The organism is Streptomyces sp. NPDC002057, from assembly GCF_040296665.1.
Lineage (GTDB): Bacteria > Actinomycetota > Actinomycetes > Streptomycetales > Streptomycetaceae > Streptomyces.
Window position 1 is genome coordinate 1 of the sequence record NZ_JBEOXR010000011.1, and the last position, 23,457, is coordinate 23,457.

Sequence of the window (23,457 nt, forward strand, 5' to 3'; positions counted from 1 at the left end):
GGGCGGACGCACCCGGACCCGCCGGGGCGTGCGCGCCTGCGGGTCCGGGCGGAGGTACTGCGGCCTGGAAGATCAGGCGGCGGCCTTCGGGGCGTTGACGTCGGCCGGAAGGGCCTTCTGCGCGACCTCGACCAGCGCGGCGAACGCGTTGATGTCGTTGACGGCCAGCTCGGCGAGGATCTTGCGGTCCACCTCGATGTTGGCGGCGTTCAGACCCTGGATGAGGCGGTTGTACGTCATGCCGTTCTGGCGGGCAGCGGCGTTGATGCGCTGGATCCAGAGACGGCGGAAGTCGCCCTTGCGCTTCTTGCGGTCGTTGTAGTTGTAGACCAGCGAGTGGGTGACCTGCTCCTTGGCCTTGCGGTACAGGCGCGAACGCTGACCGCGGTAGCCGGAGGCCGCCTCGAGAATCGCCCGGCGCTTCTTGTGGGCGTTGACTGCCCGCTTGACGCGTGCCACTTGTTAACTCCTTGTAGCGGGGTCGTGGTTGGACTCACACGACCCGAAAAACGAATGGGTCCCGGACTTGGCCGGACGCCCTCGTCGCCGAGGGCGGGTGATCAGATCAGATGCCCAGCATCTTCTTGATCTTGGCCGCGTCGCCCGGGGCCATCTCCGCGGTGCCGGTGAGGCGACGCGTCAGCTTGGACGACTTGTGCTCGAGCAGGTGGCGCTTGCCGGCGCGCTCGCGCAGGATCTTGCCGGAGCCGGTGACCTTGAAGCGCTTCTTGGCACCGGAGTGCGTCTTGTTCTTCGGCATCGCGCCGTATCTCCTCGTCAGTGGCGCTCCCCACCGGTGCGGGCACCGGTGCTCCGGGAGCGTCAATTCTTTGTTCGGTGGGTCCGGGCGGGGCCCAGGGCTGCCTGGGTGGCAGCCCGTCGGGTCACGCCTCGGGGGTCTCGGCCGGAGCCTCGACGACCGGAGCCTCAGCCTCGGCGACCGGGGCGTCGGCCTCGGCGGCCGGAGCCTCGGACGTCTCCTCGGAGGTGACGCCCTGGCGCTCGGCCTTGCGTGCGGCCTGGGCCTCACGCGCCTCGGCCATGGCCTCGGTCTTCTTCTTGTGCGGGCCGAGAACCATGATCATGTTCCGGCCGTCCTGCTTCGGGTTGGACTCGATGAAGCCAAGCTCCTCGACGTCCGACGCCAGCCGCTGAAGCAGCCGGAAACCAAGCTCGGGACGGGACTGCTCACGACCACGGAACATGATCGTGATCTTGACCTTGTCACCCTGCTTGAGGAACCGGACGACGTGACCCTTCTTGGTGTCATAGTCGTGCGGGTCGATCTTCGGCCGGAGCTTCATCTCCTTGATGACCGTGTGCGCCTGGTTCTTGCGCGCCTCACGGGCCTTCATGGCCGACTCGTACTTGAACTTCCCGTAGTCCATGAGCTTGCACACGGGCGGACGGGCGGTCGCCGCTACCTCGACCAGGTCGAGGTCGTACTCCTGTGCGAGCTCCAGGGCCTTGGCAAGCGGAACAATCCCGACCTGCTCGCCGCTGGGTCCGACAAGTCGCACCTCGGGAACGCGAATCCTGTCGTTGATGCGGGGCTCGGCGCTGATGGATCCTCCTAGGTAGCACCACGCGACCGCCTGGCGGACGGACGCGCACTGTCTGTTTCTGGCCACCCGAGCCGGCGCATGAAAAACGCCCCGGACGGGACACAGGCGGGGCTCCACGGAAATACCGGAGCACCGCCGCGGTCAACCGCGGGGCGCACATCGGGCGGCTCCATCGTCCGTACGGAACGATGGGCGCCACCTGACCGGTGACCCGCCACCCGCGAGGGTGGTCAGGTGGGAGTACGGAGCCTCCACTTGTGGGCCGGGCACACAGGTGTCCGGCCGGTCGTTACACAAGGTTAGCAGGACCCGGCGGTCTCCGCTAACCGAGGACCGGCATATCGTATGAGGCATGAGCGAGACGCCCCAGAACGAGTCCCCGGACTCCCCCGACGCCCCCGACTTCGACGCCATGACCCGCGACATCGCGGAGGTCCCCGCGGTCGAGGTGATCGTGACCGTCGCCGTCAACCTGATGAGCGCCGCCGCGGTGAAGCTCGGGCTCACCGAGGAGGGTGACAAGTACAAGGACCTCGACGAGGCCCGCAAGCTGGTGCACGCGCTCGCGGGCCTGCTGGACGCCGGCGCGACGGAGGTCTCCTCCTTCCACGCCGCTCCCCTGCGGGACGGTCTGAAGTCCCTCCAGCTCGCCTTCCGCGAGGCCTCCCTGGTCCCGGACGAGCCGGGCCAGGGACCGGGCGAGAAGTACACGGGCCCCGTGTACGGCTAGGACCGCGTCACCTTTTCACCGCTTCACGTAGAAGGGCTCGCCCGGAGGGGTGGCCGAGGCCGGCAGGAGTGCCAGGTCGAGGCCCCGCACCAGGCGGGCCCTCAGTGTCTCGTCGGCGGCCAGGGCGGAGGCCACGCGCCGCGCGGCCTCCGCGGGCGAGCCGTCCCCGGCGAGGACCAGGGCGAGCGTGCCGTCGGCGGCGCCGGGGCCCAGGTGGGCGCGGAGCACCGCGGGCTCGGCGGCGACGGCGGCCCGCACCGCCTCCCGTACGGCGGGATCGTCGAGCGGTTCGGCGCTGGTCCGGCCCTCGGCCAGGGCGAGCAGAGCCGGGCCCGTCAGCTGGTACGGCACCGGGCCCGCGAGGTCCAGGACGACCGTGTCCGCCTTCTCGTGCGCGGCCGCCTGGAGCGCCTGGTGGAGGGGGACGGCGACGGGCCGGGCCTCCGGGTCCCACAGGGCGAGCGAGGCGATCGAGGTGAAGGCGGGCAGGGCGCGCCGGTCGCCGGCCGTGAGCGTGGGGACCGCCATGTCGCTGGTCTTCTCCCGGCGCAGGCCGTTCTCGTCGGTCTCGACCTCGCCGAGGACCGCGACCACGGGGACGAGGAGCCGGGCCTCCCGCAGCGCGTCCAGGACCGGGCCGTGGGCGGTTCTGTCCTCCGCCCAGGCCGCGAGGGCCGCCGCGAGCCGTGGGTCGGCGGTGCCGTCGTCGTCGGAGAAACCGGGGTCCGGGATGTTCTTGAGCGCCACGCACCGAGCCTAACCGGGACCCGGGGGCGCCGGGCCCGCCGGGGTCCGGAGGGTCGGCGGGGGTTCCTGGCGGTCAGCGGGTGCGGGGGGCGCGGCGCAGGACGACGGCGGTGAGCAGCAGCAGGGCGCCGAGTCCGCCCGCGAGGGGGGCGAGCAGCCCGACGGGGCGGCTCTCCTCGGCCGCGGGCACCGGGCCGGGCCCGAAGTACCGGCCCTGGTAGCCGGTGACGGTGTTCTTCGGGTCGCCGCCCCTGATCCGGGCGCCCGCCTCGATCGCGGCGGCCGGGTCCACCGTCCCGTACCCCTTGGCGTCGCTTCGGCCGCCCTTGGGCCGGCTGCGGGCGGTGTCGATGAGCAGCCGCTTGACCTGGGCCGGGGTGAGGTCGGGGTGCGCGGCGCGGACCAGGGCGACGGCTCCGGAGGCGAACGCGGCGGCGGCGCTGGTGCCCCAGCCCTCGTAGTAGCGGCGGTCGGGGTCGGCGATGGCGATGTCCACGCCGGGGGCGCTGACGGTGGCGTACCAGCGGCTGGTGGAGAAGGAGGCGTGGGTGCCGTAGCGGTCGACGGCGGTCACGGCGATGACCCCGGGGTAGGCGGCGGGGTAGGAGATGTGGTCGCCCTTCTCGCCGCCGTTGCCGGCGGAGGCGACGACGGAGACGCCCTTGGCGAGCGCGTACTGGACGGCGGCGTCCTCGCCCGCGTCGGGATGGGCGGACTTGGAGTCGTCGCCGAGGGAGAGGTTGATGACGTCGGCGCCGTGGTCGGCGGCCCAGCGGATGCCCTCGGCGAGGGCCGTGCCGCGGGTCTTGCGGGCCTTGTCCCGGGACTTGTCGGCGCTTTCGAGGATGACCCGTACGGGGAGGATCTCGGCGTCGGGGGCGATGCCGAGGACGCCGTCCCCGCCCTCGGGGCCGTGGCCGTGCCCGGCGATGATCCCGGCCATCGCGGTGCCGTGCCGGGCCCAGGCGCGGTCGCCCCTGGACGCGCCGAAGCCGACGAGGTCCCGGCCCGGGAGGACCGAACCCTCCAGGTCCGGGTGCCGGGCGTCGACGCCGGTGTCGAGGACGGCGACCGTGACGCCCTCGCCCTTGGTGGTACGCCAGGCCTCCGCGGTGTGGAGCGCTTCGAGGCCCCACTGGCGGGCCCGGATGGTGTCGGCGTGCGCGGGCGTCGTGGTGGCGGGCAGGGCGGTGAACGCGGCGGCGAGGAGGACGGCCGCGGGGGTACGGAGGCGGGTCACCGGGCGTTCTTCTCCTTCGCCGCCGCGGCGGCGGTCGTACGGAGCAGTCGCTCGAGGCGGACGGTGATGTTCTTGGCCTCGTGGCCCAGGCCGGACTGCGCGGTGGCGTCCGTACGGCCCTTGGCCATCGCCCGGTCGGCGGGCTGCGGGCGGTCGACGGCCCGGCCGTCGGCGAAGCCGGAGACGGCGGTGACGACGACGGGGAGGTCGGCGGGGGCGTTCAGCCACCAGCCGGCCCGCTGCTTCGCGCCGAAGCCGGCGGCGACGGTGCCGGGGCCGGGGAGCGCCGGGGGGACGTCCTCGCCCAGGCGGGCGGTGAGCCCTCCCGCACCCTGGGCGAGGGTGCGCTGCGAGGCGACGTCGGCGCGGGTGAACACGAGGCCGACCGTGATCACTCCGCTGGCGGTGGCGTCGGTGTACGTGGCGCGCAGGACGCGCTCGCAGCCGAGCGGCCGGAGGGTGGCGAGCAGCCCCTCGGCGAGGACGGCGGGCGTGCAGGCGGCGTCCGGGGCGACGACGATCCGGGTCCAGGTGCGCGCGGCGCCGCCGGGGCCCGCGCCGGGGCCCGCGAGGGTGCGGGGGAAGAGGGTGTCGACGGGGGCGTTGTGCCAGAGGTCCATCGTCTCGGTGTACCCGGCGGGTTCGGCGGGCTTCCCGGGTTCGGCGGCGGCCATCCACACCCCGGCGAGGGCGCCGCCGATGAGCCCGGCCCCGAGCACGGCGCAGACGGCGACGGCGACGGTCCGCCCGGTGCGCCGCTCCCGCACGGGGCGCAGCCGCGTGGTGATCTCGACGGGCACTTCGGGGGGCAGGACACCGGGGGTACCGAGCCCGCCCGGGGTGCCGTGGGGCGGGACGGGCCGCGCGGGAGCGGCGGCCGGCGTCCACGGGGCCGGAGCGGGGCGGGCGGGTGCGGAGCCGGCGCCCGGGGCCTGCGGGTCCGGCCCCGGGCGGGCGGGAGCGGAGGCGGCGGGAGCGGGCGTCGACCGAGGGGCGGCGGTCGGCGGGGTGGCCGCGCCGGACGGGGCCACGGGGGCCGCGGGGGCCGGGCGGGTCGCCGTACGCGGCGGGGCCGGGGGCGTCGGTCCGCCCGTCGCCGGACGCGGCGGGGCCGCCGGGAGGGTCGTGGGCCGGGGCGGGATCGTGGGTGCCTGGGCGCCGGGGTCGGAGGCGGGACGGCCGGACGCCGGGCGCGTCGGGGCCGGACGCGGGGGGCCCGCGACAGGACGCGCCGGAGCCGCCGGAGCTGTCGCCGGGCGGGGCGGGGCCGTGGACCCCGTCGCCGGGTGCCGCTGGGGCGTGGAAGGCGTCGCCGGGCGGGGCGGTGTCGTGGATCCCGTCGCCGGGTGCCGCTGGGGCGCGGAAGGCGTCGCCGGGCGGGGCGGGGGCTCCTCGGACGGGCGGATCGCCCGGAGCCTCGTCGTCGTCTCGACCGCGAGCGGCTCCGGTTCGGGCTCCGGAGGGCGGGTCGGCAGGAGGGCGTCGGTGATGCGCGAGGTCGTGCGGGGACGCTGCTCGCCGGTCATCCCCGTCCCCCACTCGTGTCGACAATGCCCGTCACTCTACGGGCTGTTCCCCCTGGCACGGGAACCCAGGGGCTACCCACCCGTAAACCTGTCTGGCAAGCTCGGGCCATGACTCCCCGTGCCGCCGACCGGGCCCGTTACGACCGGGCCACCGCTCATCTCGACGCGCCCGTGGCGATCGTCGATCTGGAGGCCTTCGACGCCAACGCGGCGGACCTCGTCCGCAGGGCAGCGGGCAAGCCGATCCGGGTGGCGAGCAAGTCCGTGCGGTGCCGGGCGCTCCTGGAGCGGGTGCTGGCGCGGGAGGGCTTCGCCGGGATCATGTCGTTCACGCTCGACGAGTCGCTGTGGCTGGCGCGCGCCGGGTTCGAGGACGTGCTGCTCGCCTACCCCTCGGCGGACCGTTCCGGGTTCGGCGAGCTCGCGCGGGACCCGAAGCTCGCCGCCGCCGTGACCGTGATGGTCGACGACGTGGCGCAGCTGGACCTGATCGACGCCGCCCGCGCGGGCGGCACGGAGGAGGTCCGGGTCTGCCTGGAGCTGGACACGGCGCTCAGCCTGCTGGGCGGCCGGATCCGGGTCGGTGCCCGCCGCTCCCCGCTGCGGGAGCCCGCGGAACTGGCGGAGCTGGCCCGTTCCGTGGTGCGGCGTCCCGGGTTCCGGCTGGTCGGGATCATGGCGTACGAGGGGCATGTCGCGGGGGTGGGGGACGCGCTCGCGGGCCGGCCGCTGCGCTCGCGCGCGATCCGGCTGATGCAGGCGGCGGCCCGCAGGGAGCTGGCGGAGCGTCGGGCGGCCGTGGTGCGCGCCGTCCGGGCGGTCGCGCCGGACCTGGAGTTCGTGAACGGCGGCGGTACCGGCAGTGTGCAGCACACGGCCGCCGAGGACGCGGTGACGGAGATCGCCGCGGGTTCGGGGCTCTTCGTGCCGCGCCTCTTCGACAACTACACCTCGTTCAGCGGCCGCCCCGCCGCTCTCTTCGCGCAGCCCGTCGTCCGCCGTCCGGGGGTCGGCGTGGTCACCGTGCTCGGCGGCGGCTATCCCGCGTCCGGTGCGGCGGGCCCGGACCGGCTGCCCGTGCCGTACCTGCCGGAGGGCCTGCGGTACGACCCGCAGGAGGGTCCGGGCGAGGTGCAGACCCCGCTGCTCGGCTCGCCGGCCGACGATCTGCGGATCGGCGACAAGGTGTGGTTCCGGCACGCGAAGGCCGGCGAGCTGTGCGAGCGGTTCGAGAGCCTGCGGCTGGTCGAGGGCGACCGGGTCACGGCGACCGTGCCGACGTACCGGGGCGAGGGGCGGACCTTCCTCTAGGCCACGCCGGTCCTGGTACGCGGGTCCTGGTGCACGGTGTCCCACTGGTCCGGGATCACGCTGCCGTCGGGCCGGCGGACCGGTGCCGCCGTGCCGTCGGGCGCCGTGTACCCGGTGGTGGCGCAGGGGTACGGGGTGGTCTTCCGCTGCTTGGGCTCGATGAACATGGGGTTGACGATCCAGCGGCCGTCGCCGTTCTCGTACGCCCGGCACATGAGTTCGTTCTTGTTGCGGTTGATGACGAGGCGCAGTCCCGTGGCGTCCCGCAGGAACGAGATGTCGGTGTCGGAGTCGCCGGCGGCGAAGACCTGGCGCCGGGAGGCGGGCTGGACGCGCTCGGCGGCGGGGCCGCGGACGCCGAAGATCTCCTGGTTGATCCAGCAGCGTTTGCCGTCGATGTAGGTGATCATCGCGTCCTCGCCGTCCCGTACCGTCCCGCAGCCCCTGAGGTGGGCGGTGAGCCGGCCGCGGTCGGTGGTGTTGCGGATGCCGAGGGCGTGGGAGGGCGCGACTCCGACGCCCTTCGCCCAGACGTCGACGACGGGTTCGGGTGAGGCCGAGACGATCCAGACGTCGAAACCGGCGGCCCGGAGCGTACGGATCAGGTCGCGCTGCTGGGGGTAGTGGCGGACCCAGCCGGTGACCCGGGCGGTGCCGACGCGCTGGGTGGCGCCCTGCGGGGCGGCGAGGTTCTCGGCGCGGGCCGCGGCGGCGAAGGACTCGACCTCGCGGGTGGTCCAGCCGCGCAGGAGCTGGGCGAGCCAGGCGTACTGGGGTTCCATGCGGCGGTGGTCGAAGCCGGCGAACGCGTCCGCGCCGCCGCTGGTGGCACCTGTTCCGTAGACGGCGAGGATCTCGTCGGCGCAGCGGGTGTCGGTGGCGGTGGGGAGGGTGCGTCCGCGGGAGGGGCAGGCGTCGCCGAGGGCGGCCGCGGCCCCGGGGGTCAGGTACCGGCTGGTGGTGGACCAGTCGCCGTTCCTCGGGGGCCGGACGCGGTCGTTGCGGAGCAGCCAGTAGAGGGTGGCGTCGCCGACGTCGTTCTTGATGACGGTGTTGTCCCAGTCGAAGACCGCGACGGGCTTGCGCCCCTTGTCGCGGCAGTGGTCGGCGACGAGGGCGTCGAGGCGTGCCCTGGTGTCGCCGTACCAGCCCTCGGAGACCGTGAGGGTGGGGCACGGCCGGGGCGCTCGGTGTTCCCCGGGCTTCGCCTCGGCGGTGGTGGCGGAGCCGAGGTTCGTCACGGCGAGGGCGAGGGCGGCCGCGGCGGCCGCGGACGTACGGAGTCGGGGGCGTCGGTTCATGATCACTCTCCTGTCGGGGCTGCTCCGGACACGGAACAGCCGGGCGCCTTGCGACGCCCGGCTGCCGGGTGGGGGTGTGGGGGTGTGGCGGCGGTCTAGAGCGGGGTCACGTACGCGCCCGCGATGCCTCCGTCGACGAGGAAGTCGCTGGCGTTGACGAAGGAGGAGTCGTCGCTCGCCAGGAAGGCGACGGCGGCGGCGATCTCCTCGGGCTCGGCGAAGCGGCCGACGGGGATGTGGACGAGGCGGCGGGCGGCCCGCTCGGGGTCCTTGGCGAACAGTTCCTGGAGGAGCGGGGTGTTGACGGGCCCGGGGCAGAGGGCGTTGACCCGGATGCCCTCGCGGGCGAACTGGACGCCCAGCTCGCGGGACATCGCGAGCACGCCGCCCTTGGAGGCGGTGTACGAGATCTGGCTGGTGGCCGCGCCCATGATCGCGACGAAGGAGGCGGTGTTGATGATGGAGCCCCTGCCCTGGCGGCGCATGTAGGGCAGCGCGGCCTTGCAGCACAGGTAGACCGAGGTGAGGTTGACGTCCTGGACGCGCTTCCAGGCCTCCAGGCCGGTCTCCAGGATGGAGTCGTCCTCGGGGGGCGAGATGCCGGCGTTGTTGAAGGCGATGTCGACGGAGCCGTACGTCTCGAAGGCGGTCCTGAACAGCGCCTCGACCTGCTCGGGGTCGGTGACGTCGACCTGGACGAAGGTCCCGCCGACCTCCTCGGCGGCGGCCTTGCCCGCCGTCTCGTCGATGTCTCCGCAGACGACGTTGGCGCCCTCGGAGGCGAAGCGGCGGGCGGTGGCGAGGCCGATGCCGCTGCCGGCTCCGGTGATGACGGCGGTACGGCCGACCAGGCGGCGGCAGACGTTCTCTTCGGTGCTGGTGCTCATGCGGGTCAGGCCTCCGTGCTGATGAAGACGTTCTTGGTTTCGGTGAAGGCGGTCAGGGCGTCGGGGCCCAGTTCACGGCCGAGGCCGGACTGCCGGTAGCCGCCGAACGGGGTCGCGTAGCGGACGCTGGAGTGGGAGTTGACGGAGAGGTTGCCGGCCCGGACGGCGCGGGAGGCGCGCAGGGCGCGGCCGACGTCCCGGGTCCACAGGGAGCCGGACAGGCCGTACTCGGTGGCGTTGGCGAGGCGGATCGCGTCGGCCTCGTCCTCGAAGGGGAGGACGACGGCGACGGGTCCGAAGATCTCCTCGACGGCGCAGGGGGCGTCCTCGGCCACACCGGTGAGGACGGTCGGCGGGAACCAGAAGCCGGGGCCTTCGGGTGCCTTGCCCCGGATACCGGAGGCGCTCTCGGCGGCGCCGTCCACGTAGGAGCGGACGCGGTCGAGCTGGGCGCGGGAGATGAGCGGGCCCATCTGGGTGCGCTCGTCGGCGGGGTCGCCGACGACGATCTCCTCGATGGCGGGGGCGAGCAGCTCCAGGAAGCGGTCGTACACGCTCCGCTGGACCAGGACGCGGGTGCGGGCACAGCAGTCCTGGCCGCTGTTGTCGAGGAAGGACATCGGCGTGGCCGCCGCCGCGGCCTCCAGGTCCGCGTCGGCGAAGACGATGTTGGGGCTCTTGCCGCCGAGTTCGAGGGTGACCCGCTTCACCTGGCCGGCGCACTTGGCCATGATCGACTTGCCGACGGCGGTGGAGCCGGTGAAGACGATCTTGGCGATTCCGGGGTGTTCGACGAGGGCGTTCCCGGCGACCGGGCCGGTGCCGGGGAGGACCTGGAAGAGGCCTTCGGGCAGGCCCGCCTCCAGGGCGAGCCCGGCGAGCCGGAGCGCGGTGAGCGGGGTGGTCTCGGCGGGCTTGAGGAGGACGGCGTTGCCGGCGGCGAGGGCGGGTGCGGTGGCCCAGGCGGCGATCGGCATGGGGAAGTTCCAGGGGGCGATGACGCCGACGACACCGAGCGGTTCGAGGATCGTGATGTCCAGGCCGCCGGCCACCGGGATCTGGCGCCCGTTGAGGCGCTCCACTCCCCCGGCGGCGAAGTCGAGCAGGTCGCGGACGTTGCCGGCCTCCCAGCGGGCGTTGCCGATGGTGTGTCCGGCCTCGGTGACCTCCAGCCGGGCCAGTTCCTCGACGTGGTCGTCGACGACGGCGGCGAAGCGGCGGAGCAGCCGGGCCCGGTCGGCGGGCGCGGCGGCGGCCCAGCCGCGCTGGGCGGCGGCGGCCCGTGCGACGGCGGCGTCGACGTCGGCCGGGGTGGCGGCGGGGACGGTGGCGACCAGCTCCTCGGTCGCCGGGTTCAGTACCTGGAGCAACTCTTTCCTCTCAGAGGCGTTTCGGAGACCTGCGCGGGCCGGAGCCGTACGGGACTCGGAGGCTTGGGACGGGCCGGGACCCGTGCCCGGAAGCCGGGGCGGGCCGGAGCCGTACGGGACTCAGAGGCGTTCGAAGGAGCGGCGCAGCTCCCAGTCGGTCACGGCGGCGTCGAAGGCGTCGAGTTCGACGCGGGCCATGTTGCGGTAGTGGGCGACGACCTCGCTCCCGAAGGCGGCCTTGGCGATCTCGCTGGTCTCCCAGAGTTCGGCGGCCTCGCGCAGGGTGGTGGGGACGTGCGCGTACTCGGCGGTGTAGGCGTTCCCGGTGCACGGTTCGGGGAGTTCGAGCCGCTGCTCGATGCCGTACAGACCGGCGGCGACCAGGCCCGCGACGGCGAGGTACGGGTTGACGTCACCGCCGGGGAGGCGGTTCTCGAAGCGGGTGGAGCGGCCGTGGCCGACGACCCGGAGCGAGCAGGTGCGGTTGTCGTGGCCCCAGGCGACGGCGGTGGGCGCGAAGGAGCCGGGCTGGAACCGCTTGTACGAGTTGATGTTGGGGGCGTAGAGGAGGGAGAAGTCGCGGAGGGCGGCGAGCTGTCCGGCGAGGAAGTGCCGCATGGTCGCGGACATGCCGTGCGCGTCGTCCCCGGCCATCACGTTCTTGCCCTCGGCGTCCTGGAGGGAGAGGTGGATGTGACAGGAGTTGCCCTCGCGCTCGTTGTACTTCGCCATGAAGGTGAGCGAGTAGCCCTCCTGGGCGGCGATCTCCTTGGCGCCCGTCTTGTAGACGGCGTGCCGGTCGCAGGTGACGAGGGCCTCGTCGTACTTGAAGGCGATCTCGTGCTGGCCGGGGTTGCACTCGCCCTTGGCGGACTCGACGGTGAGTCCGGCCGCGGTCATCTCGTTGCGGATGCGGCGCAGGAGGGGTTCGATGCGTCCGGTGCCCAGGACGGAGTAGTCGATGTTGTACTGGTTGGCGGGGGTGAGGCCGCGGTAGTTGGCGTCCCAGGCCTGCTCGTAGCTGTCCTTGAAGACGATGAACTCGAGTTCGGTGCCGACGTGGGCGGTGAAGCCGTGCTCCGCGAGGCGCTCCAGCTGGCGGCGGAGGATCTGCCGGGGTGCGGCGACCACGGGGGTGCCGTCGGCCCAGGCGAGGTCCGCCGTCACCATGGCGGTGGCCTCGTTCCAGGGGAGGCGGCGGAGGGTGGCGAGGTCGGGGTGCATCGCGAAGTCGCCGTAGCCGCGGTCCCAGGAGGACATCTCGTAGCCCTCGACGGTGTTCATCTCGGTGTCGACGGCCAGAAGATAGTTGCAGCCCTCGGTGCCGTGGCCGAGTACCTCGTCCAGGAAGAACGGGGCGGCGAACCGCTTGCCCTGGAGCCGCCCCTGCATGTCGGGGAAGGCCAGGACGACGGTGTCGATCTCGCCGCTCGCGACGAGGGCACGGAGCTCCTCGACGGTGAGCGGGGGTTTGCGGTCTGCCACGGGATTGCTCCTCCTTCGGCCTGCCGGAAGCCATAAGGTATTGCGGAAGACCATTGCTTGGGAAGTGCTGACGAAGGGGAATCGAGAACGTGTCCCGTACGAGTGAACCGGCGGACCGGCTGACGCCCGTGCTGCGGCCCGTCCGGGCGGGCAACGGCTTCGAGGAGGCCCTGGAGCAGATCCTCCAGGTGGTACGGCTCGGGCTCGTGCCCGGCGGGGAGCGGCTGCCCGCCGAGCGGGAGCTGGCCGACCGGATGGGGATCAGCCGGGTGACCCTGCGCGAGGTCCTCAAGGTCCTCCAGGAGCAGGGGCTCGTGGAGAGCCGGCGCGGCCGCTACGGCGGAACGTTCGTGCTCCCCCGCGTCCAGACGGCCGACGAGGACGAACTGCGCCGCCGGATCGCCTCGGTCGACGTGGAGGACACCCTGCGCTTCCGTGAGGTCCTGGAGGTGGGGGCCGCCGGGCTCTGCGCGGCCCACGGCCTCGACGCGGCGGGCGCCGAGCGGCTGCGGACCGCCGTGGCGGCGACCCATGACGCCCCGCTGGCCGATTACCGCCGCCAGGACACCCTGCTCCACCTCACCCTCGCCGAGCTCTCGGGCTCGCCGACGCTCACGGCCCAGTACGCCGCCGTCCGGGCGACCGTGAACGACCTGCTCGACTGCATCCCGCTGCTCGTACGCAACCTGGAGCACTCCCAGCACCAGCACACGGCCCTGGTGGAGGCGGTCCTCGACGGGGACGCGGACGCGGCCCGCGAGGTCATGCGGGAGCACTGCTCGGGCACGGCGGCGCTGCTGCGGGGCTTCCTGACCTGAGGAGGAGGCGCGCCGGAGGGGCGGATCCTTCGGCGCGAGGGGGTGGACGGCCTCGGCGCGAGGGGGTGGACGGCCTCGGCGCGAGGGATGGGCGGCCTCGACGCGAGGAGCGGGCGGCCTCGGCGTGAGGAGCGGGCCCGTCCGGCCCGAAAGCGCCCCCGTAACCCGAAAGTAACGCACGGGGGTTGCGTTCCGGCCGGGCCGACGCAAAGGTATGGCCTCAATCCATTGGGCCCGTTGCGGGGAGCTGACGCTGCCATGACGCTCGAAGACACGACCGGGAGCACACCCGGGGGCACGACCCCACCGAAGGACGACTACCTCGAACGCCGGGCGCTGCGCCGCGGCAGCGCCGGCTGGCTGCTGCTCACCGGACTCGGCGTCGCCTACGTCGTCTCCGGGGACTTCTCCGGCTGGAACATCGGTCTGTCGAAGGGCGGCTTCGGCGGGCTCGCCATCGCCACCGTCCTGATGGGCGCGATGTACGCCTGTCTGGTCTTCGCGCTCGCCGAACTCTCCGCCATCCTGCCCACCGCGGGCGGCGGTTACGGCTTCGCCCGCCGGGCGCTCGGCACCTGGGGCGGGTTCCTCACCGGCACCGCCATCCTCATCGAGTACATCCTGGCGCCCGCCGCGATCTCGATCTTCATCGGCGACTACGTCGAGTCCCTCGGCCTCTTCGGCCTGGAGTCCGGCTGGCCGGTCTACCTGGTCTGCTTCGCGCTCTTCATCGGGATCCACCTGTGGGGCGTGGGCGAGGCGCTGCGTTTCAGCCTCGTCGTGACGGCCATCGCGGTCGCGGCCCTGGTCGTCTTCGCGCTCGGCGCCCTCACCGACTTCCACGTCGACGGCCTGAACGACATCCCGGTCGACGGCGAGGCCTTCGGCTCCAACTCCTGGCTGCCGTACGGCCTGCTCGGGATCTGGGCCGCGTTCCCCTTCGGCATGTGGTTCTTCCTGGGCGTCGAGGGCGTGCCGCTCGCCGCCGAGGAGGCGAAGGACCCGGTGCGGTCGATGCCGAAGGCGCTCGCGATCTCCATGGGCGTCCTGGTGCTGCTCGCCGTCATGACCTTCTTCGCCGCCACCGGGGCGCGCGGCTCGGCCGCCGTCGCCGAGGCGGGCAACCCACTGGTCGTGGCGCTCCAGGGCGACGGGGACCCGACGGCGCTGAGCCGTTTCGTGAACTACGCGGGCCTCGCCGGTCTGGTGGCCTCCTTCTTCTCCCTCATCTACGCCGGCTCCCGGCAGCTCTTCGCCCTCTCCCGCGCCGGCTACCTGCCCCGCTTCCTCTCCCTCACCAGCCGCCGGAAGTCGCCCTACCTGGGACTCCTCATCCCGGGCGCGATCGGCTTCGCGCTGGCCGCCGGCACCGGCGACGGGGCACGGATGCTCAACATCGCCGTGTTCGGCGCCACCATCTCGTACGCCCTGATGGCGCTCTCCCACATCGTGCTGCGGCGCCGCGAACCGGGCCTGCACCGGCCGTACCGCACGCCCGGCGGGATCGCGACCTCGTCGGTGGCCTTCGTCCTCGCCCTGTCGGCCCTGGTCGCGACCTTCCTGGTGGACCGGACGGCGGCGTTCATGGCGCTCGGGGTGTACGTGATCGCCCTCGCCTACTTCGCGTTCTACAGTCGGCACCATCTGGTGGCCAGGGCGCCCGAGGAGGAGTTCGCGGCGCTCGCGGCGGCCGAGGCCGAACTCGAACGCGACTGACCCCCCGTACCCCGCACCACACCTCTGGAGGACGTTCCGTGTCCAAGCCGCTCATCGGCGTGACCACCTACCTGGACCAGGCCCGTTGGGGGGTGTGGGACATGCGGGCCGCGCTGCTCCCCGCCCCCTATCCGCGGCTCGTCCAGGAGAGCGGGGGGATGGCGGTGATGCTGCCGCCGGACGGACCGGAGACCGCGGCGGCGGTGGTGGCCCGGCTCGACGGGCTGGTCGTCGCGGGCGGGGCGGACGTCGAGCCCGTACGGTACGGGGCCGAGCCCGACCCCCGTACCGGCCCGCCGGCCCGGGAGCGGGACACCTGGGAGCTCGCCCTGATCGACGCCGCCCTCGCCTCCGGGACCCCGCTGCTCGGGATCTGCCGGGGCATGCAGCTCCTGAACGTGGCGCTCGGCGGGACGCTGGTCCAGCACCTGGACGGACACGTGGAGGCGGTCGGGGTGATCGGCCGGCACGCGGTGAAGCCCGTGCCGGGCAGCCGCTACGCGTCCCTGGTGCCGGAACTCACCGAGGTCCCGACCTACCACCATCAGGCCGTGGACCGGCTGGGTAAGGGGCTGACGCCCTCGGCCCACGCGGAGGACGGCACGGTGGAGGCGGTCGAGCTGGACGCCCCGGCCTGGGTCCTCGGCGTCCAGTGGCATCCGGAGATGGGCGAGGACACGCGCGTGATGCGGGGGCTGGTGCGGGCCGCCCTCGGGCGGCCCTGACCGGGTGCGCGCTCCCGCTCAGACCGTGGCGCGGGCGGCGCGGAGCGCGGGATCGTCCCGCATGAGGAGCGCGTACAGGGCGGCCGAGACGGCCATGCCGACGGGGAGGGAGAGGTCGACGCCGTCGAGGGCGGCGGCGACCGGGCCCGTGTAGAGGGTGTTGACGCAGAGCGACGCGGAGACGATGCCCCCGACGAGGGCCAGCGCACCCGCCGGATTGACGCCCGCCCGGTACCAGAAGGGGCTGCCGGGGGTCTCGTCCGAGAGCGCGGGACCGTCGTAGCGGCCGCGGCGCAGCAGGACGTCGGTGACGTAGACCGCCGCCAGGGGGCCGCTCAGGACGACGATCACCTGGAGCGCGTTGCTGACGGTGTCCAGGAAGTTGGAGACGAGCAGCCCGTAGAGGGTGAGGGCGACGGCGACGGCCCCGTCGACGAGGACGCTGACGGCGCGGCGGACGCGGAGGCCGACGGCCTGGAGCGCGAGCCCGGCGCTGTACGCGGTCAGGGCGTTGATGGCGATGGTGCCGAGCACCAGCGCGAGCAGGAAGACCGGCACGAACCAGCCGGGCAGGATCTCCTGGAGCGCGGTCTGGGGGTCGGTCATGTCCACGGCGGTGGCCGCGAGGGCGCCGAGCGAACAGACGACGACGCTGGGCAGGAACGCGCCGAACGCGGTCCAGCCGACGATCGCCCTCTTCGAGGCCGTACGGGGCAGGTAGCGGGAGAAGTCGGCGCTCGTGGTGTACGAGAGAGGGCCGGAGGCGATCATCGTGGTGCCCGCGAGCAGCAGGGCCCAGAGGTCGATGCCGGTGAGCGGCGCGGCGGGGGCGTACGAGAGGTCGGCGTGCCGCAAGACGGCGAACGCGACGACGGCGAAGACCCCGGCGAGGACCAGCGTGATCGGCAGGTACAGCTTGATGATCAGGCCGTGTCCGTAGACGCTGATGATCAGCGTGAGCGCGGCGATGACCACCACGACGGCCGCTTTGACGGGGGTGGTGGGCGTGAGGCCGGCCCTCTCGACGAGCGCGAAGGCGGCGGCGGCCGCGGCGGCGAGGTTGAGGGCGAAGTAGCAGACGGAGACCAGCCAGCCGCCGACGGCGTTGTTCACGCGGTTGCCGAGGACGCCGTAGAGGGCCCGGGTGATCACCTCGCTGGGCGCGCCGGCGGCCGGTCCCGAGGTCGCGAGGACGCCGGTGAGCACCCAGAAGAGGTTGCCCACGACGATCGCCGCGAGGGCCTGCCAGAGGCTCAGGCCCATCAGGACGAGGGCGCCGCCGATGACGAGGCTGAGGTAGTTGACGTTCGCCGCCGCCCACACGGAGAAGAGCTCACGGGGATGGCCGCGCCGCTCGGAATCGGGGATGTGGTCGATGCCGTGGGCCTCGACGCGGCCCGGCCGATCGGTGTCCCGCGGGGTGACCTGCGCGCCCTGGGGGCCGGGGATCGGGTCGGGGATCGTGGAAGCCATGCGGCCCTCCGGATGCGTGTGGTGCCCACCTGGTTGCTTATTGGTCGCACACTCAATAGCATCCCGGGTATGTCGTCAAGCGTCCAGCGCAAGCGAGTTCGGAAAACCCCGGAAGCCCGGCGGGCGGAGATCGTGGAGACCGCCGCCCGGATCGCCCTGACCGAGGGGCTCGAGTGCGTCACCCTGCGGCGGATCGCCGACGAGCTCGCCGTACGCCCCGGCCTGATCAGCCACTACTTCCCGTCGGCGGACGACCTGGTGGGTGAGGCGTTCAGCGTGGCCGCCACCGGCGAACTCGACGCGCTGCTCCCGGCCGACCGCCCCCACGGGACCCCCGCGCAGTGGCTCGCGCGCTACTTCGCCCTCTCGGCGGGCGAGGCGTACGACGACATCAGCCGCCTCTGGATCAACGCCCGGCACCTCAGCCGCTACCGGCCCGTCCTGCGCGACCGGGTCACCGAACAGGAACTCGCCTCCGACGACCGACTCGAACAGCTCATCCGCGAGGGCGTCCGGGACGGCGAGTTCCGCACGGACGACCCGCGTGCCGCGGCCATCCAGATCCTGGTGGTGCTCGACGGCCTCGGCGCCCACGCCAACTCCGACCGGACCGACCGGCCGGAGGCCGTGACCCGGATGGCCCTCACGACGGCGGAACGCGAACTGGGCCTGCGACACGGCGCCCTCACCGACGCGGAGCGGCTGCCCGAGCCCGCCGGGGCGGCGGCGCGGGCCGCCGGGCCCGCCGACGCGCGGCACCCGGCCGGAGCCGACGACACGGCGCCGGCCGCCGAACCGGACGCCGGGCCGCTGCTCGCGGAGCCCACCGAGCCCGCAGCCCCCGCCGACGCGCCGCCGCCGGCCGAGGGTTCCTGACCCGCCTCGCCCGCCGAGGGCCCGCACCCTCCCCGTACCGCCTCCCGTCCTCCCCCTGGAGCCCCACCGTGCGCACCGCCCGACTCGTCCTGCTCTCCGCCCGTCTGCTCGACCCCGGCTCGGGGGCGTTCCTGCCGGAGACCGCGCTCGCCGTCTCCGACGACGGCCGGATCGCCGCACTGGGCGACGACCGTGAGATCCGCGCGCTCGCGGGCCCCGCCACCACCGTCGTCGACCTCCACGGGGCCGTCCTCACTCCCGGTCTCGTCGACGGCCACCTCCACCCGGTGTCCGGCGCCGAGCTGACCCACGGCCTCGACCTGTCGTACTGCGCCGACCTCGACGACGTGCGGGAGGCGCTCGCCCGCGAGGCGCGGACCCTCGACCGCGGCGCCTGGCTCTTCGCCTGGGGCCTCGACCCCAACGTCTTCGGCGACCGGCCCGTCGGCATCGCCCCCTTCGACGCCGTACTCGACGGGATCCCGGCCTTCCTGCTGCTCTTCGACGCCCACTCGGCGCTCGCCAGCCGCCGGGCGCTCGAACTCGCCGGGGTCGACGGCCCCCGCACCTTCGACCAGGCCTCCGCCGAGGTCGTCTGCGACTCCGAGGGACGCCCGACCGGCCTGCTCCAGGAGGACGCGGCGTGCGAGCTGGTGGAACGGGTCGCCCCGCGTCCGACACCGGAGGAGAGCCGGGACCGGCTCGCGGCGGCGCTGCGGGCCATGGCGGCGGCCGGACTCACCGGCGGTCACGCCATGGACGCCAACGGCGAGAGCCTCGCGCTGTACGGAGAGCTCGACGCGGCCGGTGAGCTGGCGCTGCGGCTCCGCGTGGCGCCCTGGTGCCAGCCCGGCACCGACGCGGACGGCGTACGGGCCCTGATCGAGCGGCAGGGCACGGGCGGGGCGCTGTGGCGGGTCGCGGGCGTGAAGCTCTTCATGGACGGGACCATCGACAACGGCACCGCGTGGCTGGAACACCCCGACTGCCACGGCGAGTCGACGCACGCGTTCTGGCCGGACCCGGCCGCCTACACCCACATCGTCGGCGAGCTGCACCGGGCGGGCGTCCCGACCGCCACCCACGCCATCGGCGACGCGGCCGTCCGGCACGTCCTCGACGCCGTCGAGAAGGCGCGGGCCGGGGCCGGCGGCGGGGTGCGGCACCGGGTCGAGCACATCGAGACCGTGCCGGACGACACCCTGCGCCGCTTCGCGGACCTGGGCGTCCTCGCCTCGATGCAGCCCACCCACTGCTGCGACTTCACGCGCGCCGACCACACCGACAACTGGTCGCGCCGGCTCGGCGAGGAGCGCGCGTCGCGCGCGTGGCGCTGCCGGGACCTGGTCGACTCGGGGGCCACGGTGGTCCTGGGCTCCGACTGGCCGATCGCGCCGTTCCCGCCGCTGGGCGTGATGGCCGGGGCCCGGCACCGGCGCCCGAGCCGCGACCTCGGACAGGCGCCGCACGGCCCCGAGCAGGCGCTGACGGCCCTTGAGGCGCTGCGGGGCATGACGACGGCACCGGCCTACGCGGCGGGCGAGGAACACGAGGCGGGCCGGCTCGCACCCGGCTTCCGCGCCGACCTGACGGCCTTCGCGGAGAACCCGCTCACCACGCCGCCGACGGACCTGCCGGACCTGCCGGTCCTGCTGACCGTCCTGGACGGGCGGATCACACACCGGGCGGCGGGGGTCTGATCCCTCTGCCCTCGGGCGGTCGGCTTCCCTCGGGCGGTCGGCTTCCCGGGGGCGGGCGGCTTCCCGGGGGCGGGCGACGACGGTTCAGGCGGCCGGTCGGCTGCCGGTCGGCTGCCTGTCGGCCCGCCGGTGGCCCACGGTTCACCCCGCCCGGTGGACTGCGGTTCAGCCCGCCGGGCGGGCCCGGGTCAGGGACAGCAGGTCGCGGGCCGGGCCCGTGGGGCGGTGGCCGGTGGGCCACACCGCCCGGAGGTCGCGGCGCAGCTGGACGCCCTCGACGGGGATGGCGACCAGACGGCGGGAGGCCAGCTCCTCGGCGATCGCGAGTTCACTGAGGACGGCCGGTCCCGCCCCGCTGACGGCGGCGGCCTTCACCGCCGTCGTGGAGGCGAGTTCGAGGAGCGGCTGCGCGAGACCGCCGTGGCCGGAGAGCGCCGCGTCCAGGACCTGCCGGGTGCCCGAGCCGCGCTCCCGCAGGACCAGCGGGGTCGCGGCCAGCTCCGCCGGGTCCAGCGGGCCCCGGCGGCGGGCCCACGGGTGCGAGGGCGCGGCGACGACCGCGAGCCGGTCGTGCGCGACGACCACGCCGTCCAGGCCGTCCGGCACGGCGAGCCCTTCCACGAAGCCGATGTCCGCCTCGCTCGCGAGGAGCCGTTCCGCGACCACCGCCGAGTTCCCGGCCTGGAGCGACACGGCCGTGTCGGGGCGGTCGGCGCGCAGCGCGATGAGCCACCCCGGCAGCAGGTACTCGGCGATCGTCATCGACGCGGCCACCCGCAGCCGTGAGTCCCGCCGCCCGCGCAGGGCCTGGGCGCCCGCGTCGAAGGCCTCGGCCGCCTCGACGATCCGCCGCGCCCAGTCGGTGACGAGCGCGCCCGCGTCGGTGAGCCGGGAGCCGCGCGGCGAGCGGTCGACGAGGGCCACGCCGAGCTGCCGTTCCATCGAGCGGACGCGGCTGCTGGCGGCGGGCTGGGTGATGCCGACCTCGCGGGCCGCGGCGCCGAGGCTCCCGTGGCGGGCGACGGCGAGGAGCAGTTCGAGCGCGCCGAGGTCCGGGACCCGGTGGTGGAGCTGGCCCCTGACCTCGCCCCCGTACGCCCCACCGCCGCGCGACGGGCCGCCGCTCGGCGCACCGCCGCGTGACGGGCCGCCGCCGCCCGACTCGGCGCCGCCCGGCTCGCCCCCGTACGCCCCGCTGTCCCGCGCTTCCCGGCTCATAAGGCCAGCTTATGACGTCATAGCCGGATGATCCCTGGTGGGGGCCCGGGAATCGGGCGACGGTGGAGCCATGGCAAGCCTCGCACCTCCCCGTCCGGCCCTCGGCGCCACCACCCCCGGCGCCCGTCCGGCCGTCTCCCCGGCCCGCTCCGTCCGTCACCTCGGACCGAACTGGTACGCCTCCGTGATGGGCACGGCCATCGTGGCCAACGCCGGCGCCGTCCTGCCGCTGGACCTCCCCGGACTCCGTACCGCCTGCGCCGCCGTCTGGGCGCTCTCCCTCGCGATGCTGCTCGTCCTGCTCACCGCCCGCGCGGCGCACTGGATCCACCACCGCGACCAGGCCCGCGCCCACCTCCTGGACCCCGCCGTGGCACCGTTCTACGGCTGTCTGTCGATGGCGCTGCTCGCCGTCGGCGGCGGCGCGATGATCGTGGGCAGGGACTGGATCGGGCTCCCGGCGGCCCTGGCGCTCGACACCGTCCTGTTCACCGTCGGTACGGTCGTCGGTCTGGCGGCCGCGGTGGGCATCCCGTACCTCATGGTCGTGCACCACCGGATCGAGAGCGCGTCCCCCGTGTGGCTGCTGCCGGTCGTCGCCCCCATGGTCTCGGCCGCCCTCGGCCCCCTGCTCGTGCCGCACCTGCCCGCCGGAGCGGCGCAGGAGACGCTGCTGCTCGCCTGCTGGGCGATGTTCGGCCTGAGCCTGCTCGCCACCCTGGTCATGCTGCCGCTCGTCTTCGGCCGGCTCGTGACCGGTGGGCCGCTGCCGCTCGCGCTCACCCCCACCCTCTTCCTCGTCCTCGGCCCCCTCGGCCAGTCGACGACCGCCGCGAACAAGTTCGCCGACGTGGCGCCGGGCGTGCTGCCCGCCCCGTACGCCCACGGCTTCGCCTCCTTCGCCGTCCTCTACGGCGTGCCCGTCATGGGCTTCGCGCTCCTCTGGCTGGCGCTCGCAGGGGCGCTGGTGCTGCGGGCGCGCCGCCGGGGCATGGGCTTCGCGATGACCTTCTGGGCGTTCACCTTCCCGGTCGGGACCTGCGTGACCGGTGCCGAGGGGCTCGCCCAGCACACCGGACTCGCCGCCTTCCGGTGGCTCGCGATCGGCCTGTACGTGTTCCTCGTCGCGGCCTGGCTGGTGGCCGGCGCCCACACCCTGCGCGGCCTCCTCAGCGGTGCGCTGCCCGCAGGGCCCGCGCGAGCGCCCGCGGCGCCCGTGCCAGTGACGGCCCGTACCAGGTGAGGTGCCGTCCGTCGACGAGCGCGGCGGCGGTCCGGGGGAAGGCTTCGGGGCCGTCGTCGCGCGTGAAGCGGTACGGCTCGTCGGGCAGGACGACGAGGTCGGGGGCGGCGGCCCGGAGCTCGTCGAGCGGCAGGCGCGGATAGCGGTCCGGGTGGTCGGCGTACAGGTTGCGGACACCGAGGCGGGCGAGCAGGTCACCGGCGAAGGTGTCACGGCCCAGGACCATCCAGGGGCGCCGCCAGATCGGCACGACGGCGGTGAGCGGCCCGCCGTCGGAGGAGGCCACCGCCGGGGTCACCGCCTCCCACGCGGCCTCGGCCTCGTCGAGCCAGCGCGGCCGGCGGGACGCCCCGCAGGCGGCCAGGACCCGCTCCAGCTCGCGCAGACCCTGGTCGAGGGTGCGGATCTCGGTGACGAGGACGTCCAGCCCGGCGGCGCGCAGCGCGGCGATGTCGGGGGCGCGGTTCTCCTCCTCGTTGGCGAGGACGAGGTCGGGGCGGAGGGCGGTGATCGCGGGGACGTCCGGGTTCTTGGTGCCGCCGATCCTGACGACGTCGAGGCCGGCGGGGTGGCTGCACCACTCCGTGGCCCCGACGAGGAGGCCGGGCGCGGTGACGGCGACGGCCTCGGTCAGGGACGGCACGAGCGAGACGACTCTCGGCCCGACGCGAGCCCCGCTCCTCGGCACCAGGAGGGGGTCGGTCGTCGGCACGCCGGGGAAGTCGGCTCCCGGCACGGCGAGGGGGTCGGTTGTCGGCACCGCTACGGGGTCGGCGCCCGGTGCGGCGAGGGAGGGGGCCGTCGGCACCGGCCTCCGCCGCGCCGCCGTCACTGCTCCTCGGCCTCGACGTGCTCCGCGACGGCGACGACGAGCAGCCGGGTGCCGTGTTCGGTGGCGCGCCAGCGGTGGCGTACCCCGCCGGAGAGGTACAGGGTGTCGCCGCGGCCGAGCCGGTACGCCCGTCCCTCGGCCTCGACCTCGGCGGCGCCGTCGGCCACGTACAGCAGCTCGTCGTTGCGGTGCTGGAACTCGCGCCCCGCGTCCTGCTCGCCGGTGAACTCCAGGGCGTGCAGCTGGTGACGGCCGCGGACGATCGCCCGGACCCCCGGAGGCAGGGCCGGGGAGCGCTCCTCCGCCCGTACGACGTCGACGGTGCGGGAGGCCTCGGCGGCGGCGAGGAGCTCGTCGGCCGTGGTCTCCAGGGCCTCGGCGACGAGGCCGAGGGAGCGGTGGCTGGGGCGGGCGCGGTCGTTCTCGACCTGGCTGAGGAAGGGCACCGAGAGACCGCTGCGGGAGGAGACCACGGCCAGGGTGAGCTGGAGCGCTCTGCGTCGCCTCTTGACGGCCGCGCCCACGCGGGGTGATTCCTTCTCGTCCATGTCGGCTCCCTCCCTCGTGCCTCGTGCGTATCCGTACCGGGCGGTTACCTGAACCTTACGCAGCTTTGGGGCGGGGTTTCGCGTCGTGACGAAAAGGGGTGGTCGCCGAACACGTTCGGCGACCACCCCTTTTCGGACAGGAACCG

22 protein-coding genes are annotated in these 23,457 nt (G+C 74.2%); 8 read left to right on the plus strand and 14 right to left on the minus strand.

Going from position 1 to position 23,457, the window contains the following annotated elements; genetic code table 11:
• Window positions 1-72 precede the first annotated feature (72 nt).
• The 3 genes from rplT to infC all read right to left on the minus strand — a co-directional run bounded on the left by rplT (window position 73) and on the right by infC (window position 1,631).
• On the minus strand, window positions 73-459 hold the full coding sequence (gene rplT, locus ABT129_RS11835; protein WP_024760684.1) for a 50S ribosomal protein L20: 387 nt from the start codon (window positions 457-459) through the stop codon (window positions 73-75).
• Between the two features lie 106 nt (window positions 460-565).
• Window positions 566-760, minus strand: coding sequence for a 50S ribosomal protein L35 (gene rpmI / locus ABT129_RS11840; protein WP_073818494.1), 195 nt, complete (start codon window positions 758-760; stop codon window positions 566-568).
• A 124-nt stretch (window positions 761-884) separates the two neighbouring features.
• Complete coding sequence (gene infC / locus ABT129_RS11845; RefSeq protein WP_351899781.1) at window positions 885-1,631, minus strand: translation initiation factor IF-3; 747 nt, start codon at window positions 1,629-1,631, stop codon at window positions 885-887.
• 286 nt (window positions 1,632-1,917) lie between these two features.
• Here infC and ABT129_RS11850 point away from each other — a divergent pair, with 286 nt between their 5' ends.
• On the plus strand, window positions 1,918-2,295 hold the full coding sequence (locus tag ABT129_RS11850) for a DUF1844 domain-containing protein (RefSeq protein WP_351899783.1): 378 nt from the start codon (window positions 1,918-1,920) through the stop codon (window positions 2,293-2,295).
• Window positions 2,296-2,310: 15 nt separating this feature from the next.
• Here ABT129_RS11850 and ABT129_RS11855 read toward each other — a convergent pair whose 3' ends face one another.
• From ABT129_RS11855 to ABT129_RS11865, 3 genes are all read right to left on the minus strand, one after another.
• On the minus strand, window positions 2,311-3,042 hold the full coding sequence (locus tag ABT129_RS11855; RefSeq protein ID WP_351899785.1) for an SseB family protein: 732 nt from the start codon (window positions 3,040-3,042) through the stop codon (window positions 2,311-2,313).
• A 73-nt stretch (window positions 3,043-3,115) separates the two neighbouring features.
• Window positions 3,116-4,282 carry a type VII secretion-associated serine protease mycosin gene (gene mycP / locus ABT129_RS11860; protein WP_351899788.1) on the minus strand — a complete coding sequence of 389 codons (1,167 nt, stop codon included), beginning with the start codon at window positions 4,280-4,282 and terminating at the stop codon, window positions 3,116-3,118.
• Entirely contained in the window at window positions 4,279-5,313 is a 1,035-nt protein-coding gene (locus tag ABT129_RS11865) for a hypothetical protein (RefSeq protein ID WP_351899789.1), read from the minus strand. The genes mycP and ABT129_RS11865 overlap by 4 nt, the downstream gene beginning before the upstream one ends.
• A 603-nt stretch (window positions 5,314-5,916) precedes the next feature.
• On the opposite strand from ABT129_RS11865, the gene ABT129_RS11870 reads away from it, so the two are divergent.
• Window positions 5,917-7,119 carry an amino acid deaminase/aldolase gene (locus ABT129_RS11870; RefSeq protein ID WP_351899792.1) on the plus strand — a complete coding sequence of 401 codons (1,203 nt, stop codon included), beginning with the start codon at window positions 5,917-5,919 and terminating at the stop codon, window positions 7,117-7,119.
• Here ABT129_RS11870 and ABT129_RS11875 read toward each other — a convergent pair.
• The 4 genes from ABT129_RS11875 to ABT129_RS11890 all read right to left on the minus strand — a co-directional run bounded on the left by ABT129_RS11875 (window position 7,116) and on the right by ABT129_RS11890 (window position 12,162).
• Window positions 7,116-8,420, minus strand: coding sequence for an HAD family hydrolase (locus ABT129_RS11875; protein WP_351899794.1), 1,305 nt, complete (start codon window positions 8,418-8,420; stop codon window positions 7,116-7,118). The two genes, ABT129_RS11870 and ABT129_RS11875, sit on opposite strands and share 4 nt — an antisense overlap.
• A gap of 95 nt (window positions 8,421-8,515) precedes the next feature.
• Window positions 8,516-9,307 carry a 3-oxoacyl-ACP reductase gene (locus tag ABT129_RS11880; protein WP_351899796.1) on the minus strand — a complete coding sequence of 264 codons (792 nt, stop codon included), beginning with the start codon at window positions 9,305-9,307 and terminating at the stop codon, window positions 8,516-8,518.
• Between the two features lie 5 nt (window positions 9,308-9,312).
• On the minus strand, window positions 9,313-10,677 hold the full coding sequence (locus tag ABT129_RS11885) for an aldehyde dehydrogenase family protein (RefSeq protein WP_351899799.1): 1,365 nt from the start codon (window positions 10,675-10,677) through the stop codon (window positions 9,313-9,315).
• A 120-nt stretch (window positions 10,678-10,797) separates the two neighbouring features.
• Entirely contained in the window at window positions 10,798-12,162 is a 1,365-nt protein-coding gene (locus ABT129_RS11890) for a glutamine synthetase family protein (RefSeq protein ID WP_351899801.1), read from the minus strand.
• A gap of 89 nt (window positions 12,163-12,251) precedes the next feature.
• Between ABT129_RS11890 and ABT129_RS11895 the strand changes: the two genes are divergently transcribed.
• The 3 genes from ABT129_RS11895 (at window position 12,252) to ABT129_RS11905 (ending at window position 15,421) form a co-directional block, all read left to right on the plus strand.
• Entirely contained in the window at window positions 12,252-12,980 is a 729-nt protein-coding gene (locus ABT129_RS11895) for a FadR/GntR family transcriptional regulator (RefSeq protein WP_351899804.1), read from the plus strand.
• Window positions 12,981-13,238: 258 nt separating this feature from the next.
• Window positions 13,239-14,696: an ethanolamine permease gene (gene eat, locus ABT129_RS11900; RefSeq protein ID WP_351899806.1), complete on the plus strand. Its 1,458-nt coding sequence runs from the start codon at window positions 13,239-13,241 to the stop codon at window positions 14,694-14,696.
• A gap of 38 nt (window positions 14,697-14,734) precedes the next feature.
• A complete protein-coding gene (locus ABT129_RS11905; protein ID WP_351899808.1) occupies window positions 14,735-15,421 on the plus strand; it encodes a gamma-glutamyl-gamma-aminobutyrate hydrolase family protein in 687 nt (228 codons plus the stop codon).
• Between the two features lie 18 nt (window positions 15,422-15,439).
• On the opposite strand, the gene ABT129_RS11910 is transcribed toward ABT129_RS11905, so the two are convergent.
• Entirely contained in the window at window positions 15,440-16,894 is a 1,455-nt protein-coding gene (locus ABT129_RS11910) for a purine-cytosine permease family protein (protein ID WP_351899811.1), read from the minus strand.
• A gap of 69 nt (window positions 16,895-16,963) precedes the next feature.
• On the opposite strand from ABT129_RS11910, the gene ABT129_RS11915 reads away from it, so the two are divergent.
• Together ABT129_RS11915 and ABT129_RS11920 are read left to right on the plus strand one after the other, a co-directional pair.
• Window positions 16,964-17,770, plus strand: a complete 807-nt coding sequence (locus ABT129_RS11915; RefSeq protein WP_351899814.1) for a TetR/AcrR family transcriptional regulator — start codon at window positions 16,964-16,966, stop codon at window positions 17,768-17,770.
• Window positions 17,771-17,838: 68 nt separating this feature from the next.
• Window positions 17,839-19,470 (plus strand): amidohydrolase, encoded by a 1,632-nt coding sequence (locus ABT129_RS11920; RefSeq protein ID WP_351899817.1) that lies wholly within the window; start codon window positions 17,839-17,841, stop codon window positions 19,468-19,470.
• Between the two features lie 165 nt (window positions 19,471-19,635).
• Here the strand turns inward: ABT129_RS11920 and ABT129_RS11925 are convergent, their stop codons facing one another.
• Window positions 19,636-20,688 carry a LysR family transcriptional regulator gene (locus tag ABT129_RS11925; protein WP_351899820.1) on the minus strand — a complete coding sequence of 351 codons (1,053 nt, stop codon included), beginning with the start codon at window positions 20,686-20,688 and terminating at the stop codon, window positions 19,636-19,638.
• 70 nt (window positions 20,689-20,758) lie between these two features.
• On the opposite strand from ABT129_RS11925, the gene ABT129_RS11930 reads away from it, so the two are divergent.
• The gene (locus ABT129_RS11930) at window positions 20,759-21,931 is read left to right on the plus strand and encodes a TDT family transporter (RefSeq protein ID WP_351899822.1); all 1,173 of its coding nucleotides are present in this window, start codon (window positions 20,759-20,761) and stop codon (window positions 21,929-21,931) included.
• Here the strand turns inward: ABT129_RS11930 and ABT129_RS11935 are convergent.
• Window positions 21,858-22,619: a helical backbone metal receptor gene (locus ABT129_RS11935; RefSeq protein WP_351900126.1), complete on the minus strand. Its 762-nt coding sequence runs from the start codon at window positions 22,617-22,619 to the stop codon at window positions 21,858-21,860. The two genes, ABT129_RS11930 and ABT129_RS11935, sit on opposite strands and share 74 nt — an antisense overlap.
• 140 nt (window positions 22,620-22,759) lie before the next feature.
• A complete protein-coding gene (locus tag ABT129_RS11940) occupies window positions 22,760-23,311 on the minus strand; it encodes a helix-turn-helix domain-containing protein (protein WP_351899825.1) in 552 nt (183 codons plus the stop codon).
• Window positions 23,312-23,457: the final 146 nt, after the last annotated feature.

What these genes read in the sequence shown, in the direction of transcription:
- ABT129_RS11930 (WP_351899822.1), top strand. Translation starts at nt 20,759, where the DNA reads ATGGCAAGCCTCGCACCTCCCCGTCCGGCCCTCGGCGCCACCACCCCC.
- ABT129_RS11925 (WP_351899820.1), bottom strand. Translation starts at nt 20,688, where the DNA reads ATGAGCCGGGAAGCGCGGGACAGCGGGGCGTACGGGGGCGAGCCGGGC.
- ABT129_RS11910 (WP_351899811.1), bottom strand. Translation starts at nt 16,894, where the DNA reads ATGGCTTCCACGATCCCCGACCCGATCCCCGGCCCCCAGGGCGCGCAG.
- ABT129_RS11915 (WP_351899814.1), top strand. Translation starts at nt 16,964, where the DNA reads ATGTCGTCAAGCGTCCAGCGCAAGCGAGTTCGGAAAACCCCGGAAGCC.
- ABT129_RS11870 (WP_351899792.1), top strand. Translation starts at nt 5,917, where the DNA reads ATGACTCCCCGTGCCGCCGACCGGGCCCGTTACGACCGGGCCACCGCT.
- ABT129_RS11880 (WP_351899796.1), bottom strand. Translation starts at nt 9,307, where the DNA reads ATGAGCACCAGCACCGAAGAGAACGTCTGCCGCCGCCTGGTCGGCCGT.
- ABT129_RS11875 (WP_351899794.1), bottom strand. Translation starts at nt 8,420, where the DNA reads ATGAACCGACGCCCCCGACTCCGTACGTCCGCGGCCGCCGCGGCCGCC.
- ABT129_RS11940 (WP_351899825.1), bottom strand. Translation starts at nt 23,311, where the DNA reads ATGGACGAGAAGGAATCACCCCGCGTGGGCGCGGCCGTCAAGAGGCGA.
- rpmI (WP_073818494.1), bottom strand. Translation starts at nt 760, where the DNA reads ATGCCGAAGAACAAGACGCACTCCGGTGCCAAGAAGCGCTTCAAGGTC.
- ABT129_RS11850 (WP_351899783.1), top strand. Translation starts at nt 1,918, where the DNA reads ATGAGCGAGACGCCCCAGAACGAGTCCCCGGACTCCCCCGACGCCCCC.
- eat (WP_351899806.1), top strand. Translation starts at nt 13,239, where the DNA reads ATGACGCTCGAAGACACGACCGGGAGCACACCCGGGGGCACGACCCCA.